Below are 15453 nucleotides of genomic sequence, written 5' to 3' on the forward strand. Positions count from 1 at the left end.
CATGCAGCTGGGACTCATCGGCCTCGGCAAGATGGGCGGCAACATGCGCGAGCGGATCCGCCGCGCCGGCCACACCGTCATCGGCTACGACCGCAACCCCGAACTCTCCGACGTGAGCGGCCTGGCCGAACTGGTCGACAAGCTCGAAGCCCCCCGCACGGTCTGGGTGATGGTCCCGGCCGGCGCCGCCACCCAGTCCGTCGTCGACGAACTCGGCGACCTGCTGTCCGCCGGTGACACGGTGGTCGACGGCGGCAACTCCCGCTGGACCGACGACGAGAAGCACGCCTTCGAGCTCGGCGCCAAGGGCATCGGCTTCGTCGACGCCGGCGTCTCGGGCGGCGTCTGGGGCCTCGAGAACGGCTACGCCCTGATGGTCGGCGGCGACAAGGAGCACGTCGACCGGATCCAGCCGATCTTCGACGCGCTCAAGCCCGAGGGTGACGCCGGGTTCGTCCACGCCGGCAAGGTCGGCGCCGGGCACTTCTCCAAGATGGTCCACAACGGCATCGAGTACGCCATGATGCAGGCCTACGCCGAGGGCTGGGAGCTTTTGGAGGCGGTGGACTCCGTCACCGACGTGCGCGAGGTCTTCCGCTCCTGGCAGGAGGGCACGGTCATCCGCTCCTGGCTCCTCGACCTCGCCGTCAACGCCCTGGACGACGACGAGCACCTGGAGAAGCTGAAGGGCTTCGCGCAGGACTCCGGCGAGGGCCGCTGGACCGTCGAGGCCGCCATCGACAACGCGGTGCCGCTGCCCGCGATCACGGCGTCGTTGTTCGCCCGGTTCGCGTCCCGCCAGGACGACTCCCCGCAGATGAAGATGGTCGCCGCCCTGCGCAACCAGTTCGGCGGCCACGCCGTCGAGTCGGCGAAGTAGGTCCGGCCGTGGGGGATCTCCTTCTGGTCCGCCACGGTGAGACGGAGTGGAGCCTGTCGGGCCGGCACACCAGCCGGACCGACCTGCCCCTCACCCAGCACGGCGAGGAACAGGCCAAGTTGCTCGCTCCGCTCCTCTCGTCGCGGACCTTCGCACTCGCGCTGACGAGCCCGCTCGCCCGCGCGATACGCACCGCCGAACTGGCGGGCATCAACGGGGTCGTGTCCGACCCCGACCTGCACGAATGGGACTACGGCGGCTACGAGGGCGTCACCACCGTCGACATCCACCGCACCCGGCCCGACTGGGACCTGTGGACCGACGGCGTGCCGCCCGGTGCCGACGGGCGGCCGGGCGAGTCGCCCGCCGAGGTGGGACTGCGTGCCGACCGGGTGCTCGCCCGGGTGGACGCCGCCCTCCCCGACGGGGAGGTGATCCTCGTGGCGCACTCCCACTTCCTGCGCGTACTGACGGCACGCCGGCTGGGACTGGATCCCGCGGACGGCCGGCTGTTCCAGCTGGCGACGGCGACATTCAGCCGACTGTCCACAGAACACGGCCGACCGGTGATCGCGGAGTGGAACACCAGGCCATAACGACGCCGTACGGCGGCCCGGGCCACCACACGAACTCGCGCGGACCTCCGACGCGGCGAGGGCGCCCACGTGGTGGTCCCGGGCCCTGGTCGTCGGCGGGTGGCTTCGCGCGCCGTGTGTCCCTGCGGCCGTGGGGAGTTGACACCCGCGGGACGGCACGTCAGAGTCCCCGCTGATGGAGATCGACAACTTGACGCCGGCCGAACTGCGCGTGTGGCGGGCGTTTCCCCGGGGCGAGTCCGTGAACTTCCGCACGGCGGACGACGAGGACGTGGCGCACGGGGCCGAGTGGGGCCGAGAACGCAGCGTCCGGGCAGTCGTGTTGCGGTCGCTGCTGCTCAACGGCCCGCGCGAGGACGGGGAGATACCCGCCCTGAAACTGTCGGGCGCCCGCATCACCGGCGTACTCGACCTGCGGTACGGGACGAGTGACCACGCCGTACGACTGAGCCACTGCTCCTTCGAGGACACCCCGCTGTTGTACGGCTCCCGGCTGCGCCAGTTGAACCTCTCCTGGTCCGTGCTGCCGGGGCTGACCGCCGCCACGATGCGGGTGGAAGGCGTGCTGCGGATGACGGACTGCCGTTTCCACGGGCCGGTGCGGCTCGGCGGGGCGGAGATCGCCGGGGCGCTGTTCATGGACCGCGGGGAGTTCACCGCGTCGGACACCGACGAGCCGGCCCTCCAGCTCAATCAGGTGACCCTCGGCGACGACCTGTGGGCTCCCGGACTGCGGGCGCAGGGGGAGGTACGTCTCAACGGTGCCACGGTCGCCGGGTCGATCAACCTCACCGACGCCCGGCTCAGCCACCCCGGCGAGATCGTCCTCGACGCGCAGACCCTCGCCGTGGAGGGCGACGTCCACCTGCGGGGCGTGCGCACACTCGGCTGGATCGGCCTGCGGGGCGTTCGGATCTCGGGCCGCCTCGACCTGTCGTACGCCCATCTGTCGAACCCGGGAGACGGGGTGCTGCGGGCGAGCAGCGCCACCATCGGGGAGCTGTGGCTGCGCAAGGGCCCGCCCGTGGACGGCATCCTCAACCTGCGCCGTGCCCAGATCGAGGAACTGTTCCTGGAGGCGGACGCGGTGCCCGCACGAGTCCTCCTCAACGGCCTCGTCTACGCCTCCCTCTCCCCCCACGAACCCGCCGCGCGCCGCCTGGCGATGCTGGACCGCGACGACGAGGGCTACGTCCCGCACGCCTACGAACAGTTGACCGCCGCCTATCTGCGCATCGGCGACGACCGGGCCGCCCGGCTCGTCCAGCTCGCCAAGCAGCGCCGGCACCGCACCACGCTCCCCTGGTACGGCCGCCTGTGGGGCCACGTCCAGGACGCCACCGTCGGCTACGGCTTCCGTCCGCTGCGCGCCTGCGTGTGGCTGCTGTCCCTGCTGGCGATCGGCTCGGTCACGTACGCCCTGCACCATCCGCGCCCGCTCAAGCCGTCCGAGGCCCCGGACTTCAACCCGGTGTTCTACACGCTCGACCTGCTGCTGCCGGTGATCTCCTTCGGCCAGGAAAGCGCCTTCGCCCCCGAGGGCCCGTACCAGACGCTGTCGTACGCCCTGGTGATCGCCGGCTGGATCCTGGCCACGACGGTCTTCGCCGGCGTGTCCCGGACCGTCAGCCGCCAGTGAACCGCCGCACCGCGTGCTGGGCGGCGAGCCGGACGGGGGCGTTCTGGGCGCCGTAGCCGCGGTAGCCGCCGTCGCGCTGGACCAGTTCGAAGAAGACGCGGCCGATGGTGGGCGTGTAGCAGTGGCGGAACTCGCCGTGCGGGTCACGGTCGTAGAGGATGCCGAGTTCGCGGTACGTCTCCAGCTCGCCGTCGGCGAACTCGTACCGGGCCGCCAGGTCGTCGTAGTAGTTCGCGGGGATCGGCAGCAGCCGGCCGCCGGCCTCGACGAGGCGGCGGGCGGCCGCCACCACGTCGTCGGTGGCCAGGGCGATGTGCTGGGCGTGGACCGTGTCGTCGGTGGGTGCCGCGCCGACGGTGAGGGCGATCCGGACGCTGCCGTCGTCGTTGGTGACGGCGCGGCTGCGCATCAGCCCGTAGGGGTCGGCGACGTCCACGCTCTCCTGCGCCTGCAGGCCGAGGACGCCGCGGTGGAAGAGGGTCGCCTCGTCGAAGTGGTGCCAGGGCTGCGTGAGGGCGAGATGGTCGATGCGGGCGGCGTGCCGCGGTACGGCGGGAACGGCCTCGGTGTCCGCGAAGTCCGCCCGCCAGTCGGGATGTTCGGGGCGGTCCGAGGCGCAGAAGAACACCTCCGTGCCGTCGGGGGCGAGCACCGCGTCGAGCTGGGCGTCCTCCAGGGCGCGGCGGCGGGGCAGGACCGGTGCCAGCAGGGCCTCGGCGCGGCGGGCGGCGGCCGTCGGGTCCGGTGACCTGAGCCCGATCGCGGCGAGCCGGGTGCCGTCCCGCCGCACGGCCGTCCCGGTGTTGACCAGGAGACGGGCCTCGCCCTGCTCCCACAGGTCGACCGGCTTGCTGCGGTGCCGTGCCGTGCGGGCGAAGCCCAGCGCTTTGAGCAGTGCCGACAGCGGTTCGGCGTCGAGGGTCACGAGTTCGGCGAAGGCGACACCCGTCGGCGCGACCGAGGCGGGCGGCGCCTGAATGCCCACCGTCTCCTGGAGGACCAGGAGGGAGCGCCGGGCGTCCACGGCCGTGGGGCCGGCCTCGGCCTGGCGGAAGACGTCGTTGAAGACTTCGAGGGAGAGCGGACCGTCGTATCCCGTGTGCAGGACACTGCGTACCAGCCCGGCGACGTCGAAGCCGCCCTGCCCGGGGAAGCACCGGTAGTGGCGGCTCCACTGCAGGACGTCCATCGCGAGCAGCGGGGCGTCGGCCAGTTGGAGGAAGAAGATCTTCTCGCCGGGGATGTCCTCGATTCCCTTGGGGTCGGAGCCGCGGGAGAGGATGTGGAAGCTGTCCAGACAGGTGCCGAGCGTTGGGTGGCCGGCCGTTTCGACGATGTGCCAGGCGTGGTCGTACGTGCTGACGTGCCGGCCCCACGCGAGCGCTTCGTAGGCGACGCGGATGCCGAAGTCCTGGGCGAGGGCGGCCAGTTGGGACAGGTGTGCGGCGGCGAGGGCGTCGTCGTCCACCGCGCGCGGACAGACGCTGGAGCAGACGAGGACGGTGTCGGCGCCGAGCCTGCTCATCAGCTCGAACTTGTGCCGGGCGCGGCGCAGGTTGCGGGCGAACTCGTCCTCGGGCACCGCCTCGATGTCGCGCATCGGCTGGTAGAGGTCGATGGTGAGGCCGAGGTCGGCGCAGCGGGCGCGGATCTCCTCGGGGGTGAGAGGGCTGGCCAGCAGGTCGTTCTCGAAGATCTCGACGCCGTCGAAGCCGGCCCGGGAGGCGGCCGTCAGCTTCTCGGTGAGGGATCCGCTGAGGGAGACGGTGGCGATGGACGTACGCATGTCGGTACCTCTGTCTTCCCGATGCTTTCCGATGTTTGCGATGTCCCGCGAAGTCCCGCGAAGTCCCGCGAAGTCCCGCGAAACGCCCGGACTACTTCGGTGCCGGGACGGCGCCGGCCAGCTCCGCGATGTCCGCGAGCATGCGCGCGGCGTCGGGTTCCCTTCCGGTGAACAGGCGGAACGCGTCCACGGCCTGGAAGACGGCCATCCCGCCGCCGTCGAGCGTGGCGCAGCCGAGCGCGCGGGCACCACGCAGCAGTTCGGTCTCCAGCGGGCGGTAGACCACCTCCGCGACCCACAGGCCCGGGTGGAGGAATCCGGCGGGGAAGGGCAGGCCGGGGTGGGCGGCCATGCCGGTGGGAGTGGCGTGGACGAGGCCGTCGGCCCGTGCGAGCAGGTCCGCCAGCCGGCCGGGGGCCGCTGCCAGCGCACGGCCCTCGCCGAAGTGGCGGTTCAGGGAGTCGGCGAGAGCGGCCGCCCGCTCGGGCATCGCGTCCACGACCGTGACCCGCTCGGCGCCCAGCGTGAGCGTGGCATGGGCCACGGCCGCGCCCGCACCGCCCGCGCCCAGCTGCACGACCCGCTCCAGCGGCGCGTCGGGCAGACCGCGCGCGAAGGAGGCGGCGAAGCCGGTGACGTCGGTGTTGTGGCCGACGGCCCGCCCGTCCTCGCCGAAGACGACGGTGTTGACCGCGCCCAGCGCTTCGGCCTGCGGGGCGAGGGCATCCAGGTGCCGGATGACCTGCTGCTTGCATGGGTGCGTGATGTTGAGCCCGTCGAAGCCCAGGTCGCGGGCCGCCCGCACCAGGTCGCCCACCCCCTCGGGCGGCACACCGAGGGCGTCGATGTCGATGAGCCGGTACAGATAGCGCAGACCCTGACGGTCGGCCTCCCGCTCGTGCAGCGCGGGACTGAGCGACGGACCGATACCGGAGCCGATCAGACCGACGAGATACGAGTCCTTGGGCACCACGCGGGACCTCCTGAGCGGCTCACCAATGTACGAACTAGTACGTTAGCTATATCAGCATCGCGGGTCGGCGGGAAGCCCTCGCCCGGTGATCGGCGCCCTTCGCGATGGCCTCCTTCTACAATCTGCGGCACTGCCCCGTAGCCCGAAGGAACACGATGACCAGCGTCGAAGAACCGGCACGAACAGGCGGGCGCATCCGTGACGCCGCGCGCACCCAGGCCGAGATTCTCGACGTGGCGACCCAGGAGTTCGCCCGAGCCGGCTTCGCGGGAGCCCGCGTGGACGAGATCGCGGCCCGCACCCGCACCACCAAGCGAATGATCTACTACTACTTCGGCGGCAAGGAACAGCTGTTCACAACGGTTCTCGAGCGGGCCTACGCCGTCATCCGCGAGGCCGAGCAGGGCCTGGACGTCGAACACCTGGACCCGGTCGCCGCCATCCGGCGCCTGGCGGAGGTCACCTTCGACCACCATGAGCAGCACCCCGACTTCATCCGCCTGGTGAGCATCGAGAACATCCACGAGGCCGTGCACATCGCCGCCTCCGAGAAGCTCGGCAAGATCAGCTCGCCGGCCCTCGACGTGATCCGCCGGATCCTGGAGCAGGGGCAGAAGTCGGGGCTGTTCACGGCCGACGTGGACGCCGTCGACCTGCACGCGATGATCAGCGCGTTCTGCTTCTTCCGGGTCGCCAACCGGCACACCTTCGGCGCCCTGTTCGGCCGCGACCTGGTCGACCCCGCCCAGCGCGAGCACTACCGCGCGATGCTGGGCGACATGGTCATCGCCTACCTGACGGCGGAGCGCGCGGCGGACTGAGGCCACCCCGGCCCGACGATGCCGCCGAGCACGAAGATCCTTCGGTACGGCCTCTTGACACCCGGGAAACGTCGGCGCAACATCCCACCCACCGGCACTAACTATCCAGTGGGTTAATTAGCCGAAGATCCGGCCCCGCCCCTCTCCCCTCCGCTCACTCCGCCTGCGCCGGAGTTCCCCCGAAGGAGCACGCCGTGTCCGTCCCCGCCGCCGCACCGCCCGGCCAGCCGAAGAAAGCCGCCACGGCGGCCTGGATCGGCAGCGCCCTGGAGTACTACGACTTCTTCATCTACGGCAGCGCGGCAGCGCTGATCTTCCCCGAGGTGTTCTTCGACGAGTCCGACCCGGCCACCGCGACCCTGCTGTCACTGGCCACGTTCGGCGTCGCCTACGCGGCCCGCCCGGTCGGCGCGCTCTTCCTCGGGCACTTCGGCGACAAGCTCGGCCGCAAGAAGATCATGGTCTTCACGCTGATCCTGATGGGCGTGTCGACGTTCCTCATCGGCTGCCTGCCCACCCGCGACCAGGTCGGCACCCTCGCCCCCGTCCTGCTGGTCCTGTGCCGCGTCCTGCAGGGCATCTCGGCGGCCGGCGAGCAGGCCAGCGCCAACTCCATGTCCCTGGAGCACGCGCCGCCAAAACGCCGCGGCTTCTTCACCAGCTTCACACTCAGCGGCACCCAGGGCGGCCAGCTGCTCGCCACCCTGGTCTTCATCCCCGTCGCCGCGCTGCCCGACGACCAGCTGCTGTCCTGGGGCTGGCGGGTCCCGTTCTGGATGAGCGTCGCGGTCGCCGTGGTCGGCTTCGTCATCCGCCGCAAGCTGGACGAGACCCCGGCCTTCGCCCAGCAGACCGCCGAGGAGGGCGTCGTCAGGATGCCGCTGGCGATCCTGCTGCGCGAGCACTGGGCGGACGTCCTGCGGGTCATCGCGGGCGCCCTCATCGCCTCGGTCAGCACGATCTTCACGGTGTGGGCACTGTCGTACGCGACCAGCGACTCGGTCGGCATGAGCCGCTCCTCCATGCTGTGGGTGGGCGCGCTCGCCAACCTCGTCGCGCTCGCCGCGATCCCGCTGTGGGCCACCCTGTCCGACCGCATCGGCCGCCGCCCGGTCTTCCTGGCCGGCGCCGCGGGCAGCGCGGTGATGATGTTCCTGTACCTGTGGTCCATCTCGACGGGCTCCTACCCGCTGACCCTGATCCTCGGCATCGTCACCTTCGGTGTCGTCTACAGCGCCGCGAACGGCGTCTGGCCCTCCTTCTACGGCGAGATGTTCTCCACCCGCGTCCGCCTGTCCGGCATGGCCATCGGCACCCAGATCGGCTTCGCCGTGGCCGGCTTCGCGGTCACCTTCGCCGCGCAGATCGCCGGACCGGACGGCGACGACTGGTCGGCGGTGGCCCTGTTCACCGCCGCGCTGTGCGTCCCGCCGGTCATCGCCGTCCTCACGGCCCGCGAGACCCACAAGATCCCGACGGAACGGCTCGGCGAACGCGCACTCCCAGAGACTCACCAGCCGGAGAAGGTGACTGCCTGATTTCGCCGCCCTCCACGTGTCCCCGGAGCCACGCCTGGTTCCGGGGACACGTCATGTGCCGGCTTCCGGGCTGCACCCCGGGCCCGAGACCCACCCCCACCGCCCCAACCGCCCCCACCCCGTTGACAGACGACGCTTCCGGCAAGAACATCGGCCGAAACGAGCAGAAAACAACAGCTCCGCGTGCGCTGCGGCCACCGTGGCCCCGAGGGGGGAGGAACCTCCGCGCGCACCGGCCGGTTTCAGGGGCGGCCGGTGCGCGCGGAGATGACGGAGGCTCAGCCGCCACGCGGACGTGCAGGCCCTTGAATCTGACACCTGTGTCAAGGCCGACCCTGCCCGCATGACCTCTGACACCGGAACCGACACCTCGTCGCCGCGGGCCGGGACGGCCCGAAGCCGCGAACTCCCGCTGCCCGCCCTCCTCGCCCTGGCCACCGCCGTCTTCGTCACCAGCCTCACCGAGACCCTCCCCGCTGGCCTGCTGCCCGCGATGAGCGCGGACCTCGCGGTGGGTGAAGCGGCGGCGGGGCAGGCAGTGACCGTCTACGCCGTCGGTACGGCCCTCACCGCGATCCCGTTGTCCGCGGCGACCGCGGGATGGCGGCGCAAGCGGCTGCTGCTGGCGGCGATGGCGGGGTTCGCCGCAGCCAACACCGTCACGACCGTGTCGGGCAGCTATCCGCTGACCATGGTGGCCCGGTTCATGGCGGGTGTCGCCGCCGGACTCGCCTGGGCGCTGCTGGCCGGGTACGCCCGGCGGCTGGTGCCCGCCCCGTTGCAGGGCAGGGCGGTCGCGGTGGTCATGGCGGGGGTGCCGGTGGCGCTGTCGCTGGGGGTGCCCGCGGGCACGTTCCTGGGCGGGGCGCTGGGCTGGCGGGTCGCGTTCGCGCTGATGACCGTGGTCGCCGTGGTCCTGCTGGGCTGGATCGCGCTGCTGGTGCCGGACGTGCCCGGGCAGGAGGCGGGCCGCCGGGCCCCGATGGTGCGGGCGCCGGCCGTCCCCGGTGTCGTACCCGTGCTGTCCGTGACCTTGGTGTTCGTGCTGGCACACACCGTTCTGTACGCCTACATCGCCACGTTCCTGGACCGCATCGGCATGGGCGGCTCGGCCGACGTGGTGCTGCTCGTGTTCGGTGCCGCGTCCCTGGTGAGCATCTGGATCGTGGGTGCCGGCATCGACCGCCGGCTGCGTGCGCTGACCCTGGCGAGCGTCCTGCTGGTCGGGGCGGCGGCGGCTCTGCTCGCCGTCTTCGCGGACAGCCCGGCCCTCGTCCACGTGGCGGCCGCGCTGTGGGGGCTCGGCTGGGGCGGAGCGCCCACCCTGCTGCAGACCGCCGTGGCCGACGCGGGCGGCGACCAGGCGGACGCGGCGCAGGCGATGCTGGTCACGCTGTGGAACGCGGCGATGGCGGGCGGCGGCGTGCTGGGCGGAATCCTGCTCGGCCTGTTCGGTGCGACGGCGTTCCCGTGGAGCGTGCTGGCGCTGCTCGTGCCGGTACTCGCCGTCGTGACGGGGGCGCGGACGCACGGGTTCCCGGGGCGGCGGGCCGGAGCGTGAGGCGGGGCGGGAGACAGCGCCGGTACTGAGACGGCGGGGGGATGAGGGGGCCCGGCGCCGGCCGAGAAACCGCCAGGGGCCCGCCGCGAGGCAGGGGCGGGCGGCGGGGCGGCCTCTTCGGGCTCAGCCCTGATCGCCCCGCTTGGGAATGCCGTACGCCCGCTCCACCCGCAGCCGCAGCACGAGGCGGCGGTCGCGGACCATCGCGGCCCGGTAGTCGTCCCAGTCCGGGTGCTCTCCCTGGACGTCACGGTAGAGGCGGACGAGCTCCTCCACCGTCGCGTCGTACGGATCCTTCGCCACCGGCGTGAGGTCGGCCGTGCCCTCGGCGACCGTGTAGGCCCACCGGTCGGCGCTGGTCACGTGGTACGACGCCCGCGGGTCCCGGCGCAGATTGCGGGTCTTGGCACGGTCGTCGGTGATCGAGACCCGGATGGTCCGCTCGTCCGGGTAGTAGGCGTGACTGACGTTCGACAGCTGGGGCCGGCCGTCGTGCTTGAGGGTCACCAGGACCCCGCCGTGTCCTTCGGAGAGCAGCTGGAGCAGCGCGTCCTGAGTCATGCCTGGATCAACTCGTCCGGGCGAGCCTCGTATTCCTGCGCCGCGCCGGTTCCCGGCGTCGCCCGGGCGATGGCCTGCGGGCCCTGGTGGGAGAAGCCCTCACCGCCATCGACGATCATTCTCATGAGGGGGGACCATTCGCCCGTTCCTGCGCGACGATGATGTCTGAGGTCGTTGCGGCGGGGTAGGCCGGATCGCACCTCGACGAACGCGACGGAGGAGAACGATGGCACTGCTGCGACAAGAGGTGGACCCGGGTGAGGTCGGCCTGGACGGGAAGGCGCTGGACCGCCTCGACCAGCACTTCGCCCACCATGTCGACGAGGGCCGGCTGCCCGGCTACCTCGTGGCGGTCTCCCGCGGCGGACGCGTCGCCCACCTCACGGCGCAGGGCCACCGTGACATCGCGGCCGGACTGCCCGTCGAGGCCGACACCCTGTGGCGGATCTACTCCATGACCAAGCCGGTCACCGCGGTCGCCGCGCTGATCCTGGTGGAGGAGGGCCGGATGTCGCTGGACGACCCGGTCGACCGGTACCTTCCGGCCTTCGCGGAACCACGGGTGTACGTGAGCGGCTCCGGCGCCGACACCGTGACCCGCCCGGCCGAGGGTCCGATACGAGTACGGCACCTGATGACCCACACCTCGGGCCTGACCTTCGCCTTCTACCACACGCACCCCGTCGACGCCCTCTACCGCGAGGCCGGCCTGGAGTCGTCGGTGGTGCCGGGCACGACCCTGGCCCAGACGACCGACGTGTACGCGCGCCTGCCGCTGCAGTTCGAGCCCGGCACGCAGTGGAACTACTCGGTCGCCTCCAACGTGCTGGGCCGGGTCATCGAGGTGGTGTCCGGGCAGCCGCTCGACACGTTCTTCGCCGAGCGGGTCTTCGGCCCGCTCGGGATGACCGACGCGGGTTTCCACGTCACCGACGACCAGGCGGGCAGGCTCGCCGAGCTGTACGGCGACGCCGACGGCGGCGGCATCGAGCCGATCCCGGGCCTGCCCCTGCGCGGCCGCCCGCGTTTCCTGTCCGGCAGCGGCGGCATGGTGGCCTCCGCCCACGACGTCCACCGCTTCATGGAGTTGCTGCGCCGCCGCGGCGAGCTCGACGGCATCCGCCTACTCGCCCCCGAGACGGTGGACCTCATGACGTCCAACCACCTCCCGGGCGGCGCCGACCTGCGCGCCTTCGGCAGCCGCCCCGCGCACGACGAACGCGGCAACGACGGCGTCGGCTTCGGCCTCAGTCTCTCCGTGGTGATCGACCCGGCCCGCACGCAGGCGCCCTCGGGAATGGGGACGTACGGCTGGAGCGGCGTCGCGACCACGACGTTCTGGGTCGACCCGAGCCGGGATCTGACCGTGCAGTTCATGACGCAGGTTCGGCCCAGGAGTTCGCACACGATCTTCCCGGATCTGAAGCGGCTGGTGCACGAGGCCGTCGACGCCTAGAGGCTGTCATGGGGGTGTGGTCGGACGGGGGGCGCCCGTTTTCTACTGATCGACCCGAAGGCTGAAGTGGACGCCCTCCCGGGCGAGTTCGGCCAGCCACTGCTCGGAGCGGGCCGCCGTCTCGGCGGCGCGGCCGAGGCCGGGGGGCAGGGAGCCGTCCAGGATGTGCCGGACGCCGAGGGCGAGGGGGCGGGAGACGCAGCGGGCCATGGCGCTCTCCTCCTCGTCCCCCACCAGGTCCAGGAAGTAGCCGCCCGACCAGTCCCGTCCAGCGCCGCCGCGCACGTCCAGCGACACGGCGAGGACGACCCGGTCGCGGTCCGCGTCGGTGGTCGGGTAGGTCGCGGCCAGCTCCCGGGCGAGGGCGGCGATCCTGGCGTCGTCGCCGGTCCGCAGCTCGGCGAAGACGCCGTCCCAGGCGCGCAGCCAGCCGTCCAGGCGCAGGGTGCCGCGGACGAAGGTGCGGGGCTTCCAGGCCGGCGGCAGACCGTACTGCTCGACGAAGGGGACGCTGTCGCGGTTGGGGTAGACCTCGAAGGTCTCGCCGCCGATGATGTGCCGCCGGGTCGCCTCCCAGGGCCGGTCGGCGGTGGTCTCGGCGCCGTCCTCCACGTAACGCGCGGGCGAGCGCAGGGCACCGAGCACCCCCGCGGGGGCCCAGCTGAACCGGTAGCGGAAGTCGTTCGGGACGGCGGGTACGCCGCCGCAGTAGGAGGTAAGGCTGTAGGAGGCCGGCGTGCCGGCGCCGATCGCCTCCCGGGCGCGGGCGACGAGGCTGTGCGCGAAGAGGTGGTCGATGCCCGGGTCGAGACCGGCCTCGGTGAGGACGACGACACCGGCCCGCGCGGCCGCGGGCACCTGCTCCAGGACCGCGTCGGACACATAACTGGAGCACGCGAAGTGCGCCCGTCCCGCTCCACCAGCACCACGTCCGGTACGCCCGCCCGGGCCAGGTGGCAGGCGATGCTCGTGCCCATCACCCCGCCGCCGACCACGACGACCCCCGCGCGCATCGTCACCGGCGTTCCCCCTTCGCCGCCTCGACGACGGCCCAGGCGGCGGCCGCGTCCTGGATGCCGAGGCCGACGCTGTTGTAGTAGACGACGTCCCCGGGCCCCGTCCGGGCGGTGCGCCGCCCGGTGAGCACCTCGCCCAGCGAGACCAGGTCGCCGCGGGCCAACAGCCCTTCCCGCAGGGCGTCCACGACCGGCCCGGCGTGCCCGGCCGCGGTCTCCGGGTCGTCCACCACGACGGCTCCGGTCTCCATGGCCCGCCGTACGACCTCGGCGTCCACCTCGCGACGGCCGGGCTCGAACGACCCCACGCTGACGACCGTGCACCCCGCGTCCAGCCACTGTCCGCGCACCACGGGTGTGGCGCTGAGCGTGCAGGCCGCGACCAGCGACGCCCCGCGCACGGCCGCCTCGGCGCTGTCGGCCGGTTCGACGGGCAGCCCCAGCTCGGCGCCAAGGATCTCGGCGGCACGGGTACGGCGGCGCGGGGTCGGGCTCCACAGTCGTACCGACTTCAGCCCCCGCACCCGGGCGATCGACCGCACATGGGCGACGGCCTGGGTGCCCGAGCCGAGGACCGCCAGGTCGGCGGCGTCGGGGCCGGCCAGCGCGTCGACGGCGACGGCGCTCGCGGCGGCCGTGCGCAGGGTCGTCACCGCCGTGCCGTCCATGACGGCGGCGAGGCGGCCCGTCACCGGGTCGAGCACGGTGACGACGGCGTGCACGGTCGGCAGCCCGGCCGCCGCGTTGCCCGGGTTGACACTGCCGAACTTCGCGACCGCCCCGGTGTCCGCCGACATCCTGGAGACGTACGCGAAGACGACACTGTCGTCGAAGCGGCTGGGATGCATGATCTTCCCGGGCAGGTCGGCGCCGCCCGAGCCGAGCGCGGTGAAGGCCGCGCGCTGCGAGGCGATCGCCGCGTCGGCGCCGAGGAGGCGCGCCACCTGCCGCCCGGAGAGGAAGAGGACGTCGTCGGTCATTCCCTCTTCCTGTCCCCGCTCGCCGCCCGGGAATCAGGACAGGTGCGCCACCGCGTCCAGATGGGGCAGATGGTGGTCCAGCCGCTCCCGCTTCGTCCGCAGATAGGTGATGTTGTTCTCGCACGGCGGTATCAGGAGCGGCACCGTCTCGGCGACCTCGATGCCGTGCCGCACCAGCGCCTCGCGCTTGCGCGGGTTGTTCGACATCAGGCGGACCGAGTTCACGCCCAGGTCGTGCAGGATCCCGGCGGCGACGCCGTAGTCGCGGGAGTCCACCGGCAGGCCGAGCGCCAGGTTCGCCTCGACGGTGTCCAGGCCCTCCGCCTGCAGCGCCATCGCCCGCAGTTTGCCGAGCAGTCCGATGCCGCGGCCTTCATGCCCTCTGAGGTAGACGACGACGCCGCTGCCCTCGGCGACGACCGCGCGCAGCGCGGAGGCGAGCTGGTCGCCGCACTCGCAGTGCTGGGAACCGAAGGCGTCACCGGTCAGGCACTCGGAATGCAGGCGGGTCAGGACGTCGTCCGTGCCGATCTCACCGTAGACCAGGGCCACTTGTTCGTCACCGCGGTCGTGATCGAGGTAGCCGACCGCCTGGAATTTCCCGTACACGGTGGGCAGCGGGGCATTCACCACGCGTTCCACACCGGTGCGCTGTGGCGACTTCTTGCCGAGCACGCCAATTTTATCTGTCATGATCTGGTTCCTAAGCAGAGACGAAAGGCCGGGAAAAGATGAGTGGTTCGGGAATACGGTCGGCTGCGTACGGTCTGGTGCCGGCGGACACTACCGAAGACGTACGGACGCGAGGCGCGGACGTCTCAACGCAGGTGGCCGTCCTTCCGGTCGGGAGCTTCGAGCAGCACGGTGCGTACCTTCCGCTGGCGACCGACACGCTGGTCGCCTGTGCCGTCGCCCGGGAGATCGCCGCGGCGTACCCGGTGCACCTCCTGCCTCCGGTGACGATCTCCTGTTCGCACGAGCACGCGGCCTGGCCGGGAACCGTCAGCATTTCCTCCGTCACCCTTCACGCGGTGGTACGGGACATAGCGGCTTCGCTTCGCCGCTCCGGCGTCGACACCCTGGTGGTGGTCAACGGACACGGCGGGAACTACGTGCTGGGCAACGTCGTTCAGGAATCCTCCGCGCGGGGTGAGCGGATGGCCCTCTTCCCGGCCGCGGAGGACTGGGAGGCGGCGCGGGAGCGGGCAGGGGTGGCCACTTCGCTGCTCACCGACATGCACGCGGGAGAAATAGAGACCTCCATTCTTCTGCACGCTCATCCCGAATGTGTCCGACCCGGCTATGAGACCTCCGATTTCGTCGCGGACGACCGTCGTCATCTCCTGACCCTCGGTATGTCCGGCTATACCGATTCGGGTGTCATCGGCCGCCCCTCGCTGGGCTCCGCGGAAAAGGGGAAGGTGCTCCTCGCGAGCCTCGCGGAATCATTCGGCACGTATTTCTCGATGCTGACCGGCAGCGAGCGAACGGAGTGGGCCGGGGACGTGTGACGGGGTTCCGGGTCCGCTGCGACGGCCTGGGCCCCGCTGTCGTTTCCCGCCCCGGCACGCAGGCCGGCGTACCAGCGGACGACGAGCACCAGGACGCCCGGCAGGCTCGCCACGAAGCTCAGCACCCCGTACACG

14 protein-coding genes and 1 pseudogene are annotated in these 15453 nt (G+C 71.8%); 8 read left to right on the top strand and 7 right to left on the bottom strand.

From position 1 onward, the window contains the following. Nucleotide 1 precedes the first annotated feature (1 nt). The 3 genes from gnd (at nt 2) to ACZ5XS_RS14030 (ending at nt 3115) form a co-directional block, all read left to right on the top strand. Nucleotides 2-880: a phosphogluconate dehydrogenase (NAD(+)-dependent, decarboxylating) gene (gene gnd, locus ACZ5XS_RS14020; protein ID WP_468650962.1), complete on the top strand. Its 879-nt coding sequence runs from the start codon at nt 2-4 to the stop codon at nt 878-880. An 8-nt stretch (nt 881-888) separates the two neighbouring features. Next, nucleotides 889-1476 (top strand): histidine phosphatase family protein, encoded by a 588-nt coding sequence (locus ACZ5XS_RS14025; protein WP_468650964.1) that lies wholly within the window; start codon nt 889-891, stop codon nt 1474-1476. A 175-nt stretch (nt 1477-1651) separates the two neighbouring features. After that, nucleotides 1652-3115: a membrane-associated oxidoreductase gene (locus ACZ5XS_RS14030; protein WP_468650966.1), complete on the top strand. Its 1464-nt coding sequence runs from the start codon at nt 1652-1654 to the stop codon at nt 3113-3115. On the opposite strand, the gene ACZ5XS_RS14035 is transcribed toward ACZ5XS_RS14030, so the two are convergent. Both ACZ5XS_RS14035 and ACZ5XS_RS14040 read right to left on the bottom strand, forming a co-directional pair. Further along, nucleotides 3102-4901, bottom strand: coding sequence for a bifunctional sugar phosphate isomerase/epimerase/4-hydroxyphenylpyruvate dioxygenase family protein (locus ACZ5XS_RS14035; RefSeq protein ID WP_468650968.1), 1800 nt, complete (start codon nt 4899-4901; stop codon nt 3102-3104). The genes ACZ5XS_RS14030 and ACZ5XS_RS14035 overlap by 14 nt on opposite strands. 91 nt (nt 4902-4992) lie before the next feature. Beyond that, nucleotides 4993-5871 carry a shikimate dehydrogenase gene (locus ACZ5XS_RS14040; RefSeq protein ID WP_468651267.1) on the bottom strand — a complete coding sequence of 293 codons (879 nt, stop codon included), beginning with the start codon at nt 5869-5871 and terminating at the stop codon, nt 4993-4995. Nucleotides 5872-6029: 158 nt separating this feature from the next. Here ACZ5XS_RS14040 and ACZ5XS_RS14045 point away from each other — a divergent pair, with 158 nt between their 5' ends. From ACZ5XS_RS14045 to ACZ5XS_RS14055, 3 genes are all read left to right on the top strand, one after another. After that, nucleotides 6030-6695 carry a TetR/AcrR family transcriptional regulator gene (locus ACZ5XS_RS14045; protein ID WP_468650970.1) on the top strand — a complete coding sequence of 222 codons (666 nt, stop codon included), beginning with the start codon at nt 6030-6032 and terminating at the stop codon, nt 6693-6695. 194 nt (nt 6696-6889) lie between these two features. Then, entirely contained in the window at nt 6890-8233 is a 1344-nt protein-coding gene (locus ACZ5XS_RS14050; protein WP_468650972.1) for an MFS transporter, read from the top strand. 343 nt (nt 8234-8576) lie between these two features. After that, the gene (locus ACZ5XS_RS14055) at nt 8577-9794 is read left to right on the top strand and encodes an MFS transporter (RefSeq protein WP_468650974.1); all 1218 of its coding nucleotides are present in this window, start codon (nt 8577-8579) and stop codon (nt 9792-9794) included. Nucleotides 9795-9917: 123 nt separating this feature from the next. On the opposite strand, the gene ACZ5XS_RS14060 is transcribed toward ACZ5XS_RS14055, so the two are convergent. Together ACZ5XS_RS14060 and ACZ5XS_RS14065 are read right to left on the bottom strand one after the other, a co-directional pair. Then, entirely contained in the window at nt 9918-10355 is a 438-nt protein-coding gene (locus ACZ5XS_RS14060) for a PPOX class F420-dependent oxidoreductase (RefSeq protein WP_468650976.1), read from the bottom strand. Then, nucleotides 10352-10480: a hypothetical protein gene (locus ACZ5XS_RS14065; protein ID WP_468650978.1), complete on the bottom strand. Its 129-nt coding sequence runs from the start codon at nt 10478-10480 to the stop codon at nt 10352-10354. The genes ACZ5XS_RS14060 and ACZ5XS_RS14065 overlap by 4 nt, the downstream gene beginning before the upstream one ends. 101 nt (nt 10481-10581) lie before the next feature. Here ACZ5XS_RS14065 and ACZ5XS_RS14070 point away from each other — a divergent pair, with 101 nt between their 5' ends. Continuing rightward, entirely contained in the window at nt 10582-11811 is a 1230-nt protein-coding gene (locus ACZ5XS_RS14070) for a serine hydrolase domain-containing protein (protein WP_468650979.1), read from the top strand. Between the two features lie 42 nt (nt 11812-11853). On the opposite strand, the pseudogene ACZ5XS_RS14075 reads toward ACZ5XS_RS14070, so the two are convergent. From ACZ5XS_RS14075 to ribA, 3 genes and pseudogenes are all read right to left on the bottom strand, one after another. Next, a pseudogene (locus ACZ5XS_RS14075) lies at nt 11854-12720 on the bottom strand (saccharopine dehydrogenase C-terminal domain-containing protein); the annotation flags it as partial. Between the two features lie 106 nt (nt 12721-12826). After that, nucleotides 12827-13807 (bottom strand): ornithine cyclodeaminase family protein, encoded by a 981-nt coding sequence (locus tag ACZ5XS_RS14080; protein ID WP_468650981.1) that lies wholly within the window; start codon nt 13805-13807, stop codon nt 12827-12829. Nucleotides 13808-13840: 33 nt separating this feature from the next. Beyond that, nucleotides 13841-14500 carry a GTP cyclohydrolase II gene (gene ribA, locus ACZ5XS_RS14085; RefSeq protein WP_217239186.1) on the bottom strand — a complete coding sequence of 220 codons (660 nt, stop codon included), beginning with the start codon at nt 14498-14500 and terminating at the stop codon, nt 13841-13843. 38 nt (nt 14501-14538) lie between these two features. Between ribA and ACZ5XS_RS14090 the strand changes: the two genes are divergently transcribed. Further along, complete coding sequence (locus ACZ5XS_RS14090) at nt 14539-15318, top strand: creatininase family protein (RefSeq protein ID WP_468650983.1); 780 nt, start codon at nt 14539-14541, stop codon at nt 15316-15318. The last annotated feature ends 135 nt before the right edge of the window (nt 15319-15453 follow it).

The sequence above is a fragment of the Streptomyces sp. NPDC033131 genome (assembly GCF_055578365.1).

What these genes read in the sequence shown, in the direction of transcription:
- gnd (WP_468650962.1), top strand. Translation starts at nt 2, where the DNA reads ATGCAGCTGGGACTCATCGGCCTCGGCAAGATGGGCGGCAACATGCGC.
- ACZ5XS_RS14030 (WP_468650966.1), top strand. Translation starts at nt 1,652, where the DNA reads ATGGAGATCGACAACTTGACGCCGGCCGAACTGCGCGTGTGGCGGGCG.
- ACZ5XS_RS14035 (WP_468650968.1), bottom strand. Translation starts at nt 4,901, where the DNA reads ATGCGTACGTCCATCGCCACCGTCTCCCTCAGCGGATCCCTCACCGAG.
- ACZ5XS_RS14045 (WP_468650970.1), top strand. Translation starts at nt 6,030, where the DNA reads ATGACCAGCGTCGAAGAACCGGCACGAACAGGCGGGCGCATCCGTGAC.
- ACZ5XS_RS14055 (WP_468650974.1), top strand. Translation starts at nt 8,577, where the DNA reads ATGACCTCTGACACCGGAACCGACACCTCGTCGCCGCGGGCCGGGACG.
- ACZ5XS_RS14060 (WP_468650976.1), bottom strand. Translation starts at nt 10,355, where the DNA reads ATGACTCAGGACGCGCTGCTCCAGCTGCTCTCCGAAGGACACGGCGGG.
- ACZ5XS_RS14065 (WP_468650978.1), bottom strand. Translation starts at nt 10,480, where the DNA reads ATGAGAATGATCGTCGATGGCGGTGAGGGCTTCTCCCACCAGGGCCCG.
- ACZ5XS_RS14070 (WP_468650979.1), top strand. Translation starts at nt 10,582, where the DNA reads ATGGCACTGCTGCGACAAGAGGTGGACCCGGGTGAGGTCGGCCTGGAC.
- ACZ5XS_RS14080 (WP_468650981.1), bottom strand. Translation starts at nt 13,807, where the DNA reads ATGACCGACGACGTCCTCTTCCTCTCCGGGCGGCAGGTGGCGCGCCTC.
- ribA (WP_217239186.1), bottom strand. Translation starts at nt 14,500, where the DNA reads ATGACAGATAAAATTGGCGTGCTCGGCAAGAAGTCGCCACAGCGCACC.
- ACZ5XS_RS14090 (WP_468650983.1), top strand. Translation starts at nt 14,539, where the DNA reads ATGAGTGGTTCGGGAATACGGTCGGCTGCGTACGGTCTGGTGCCGGCG.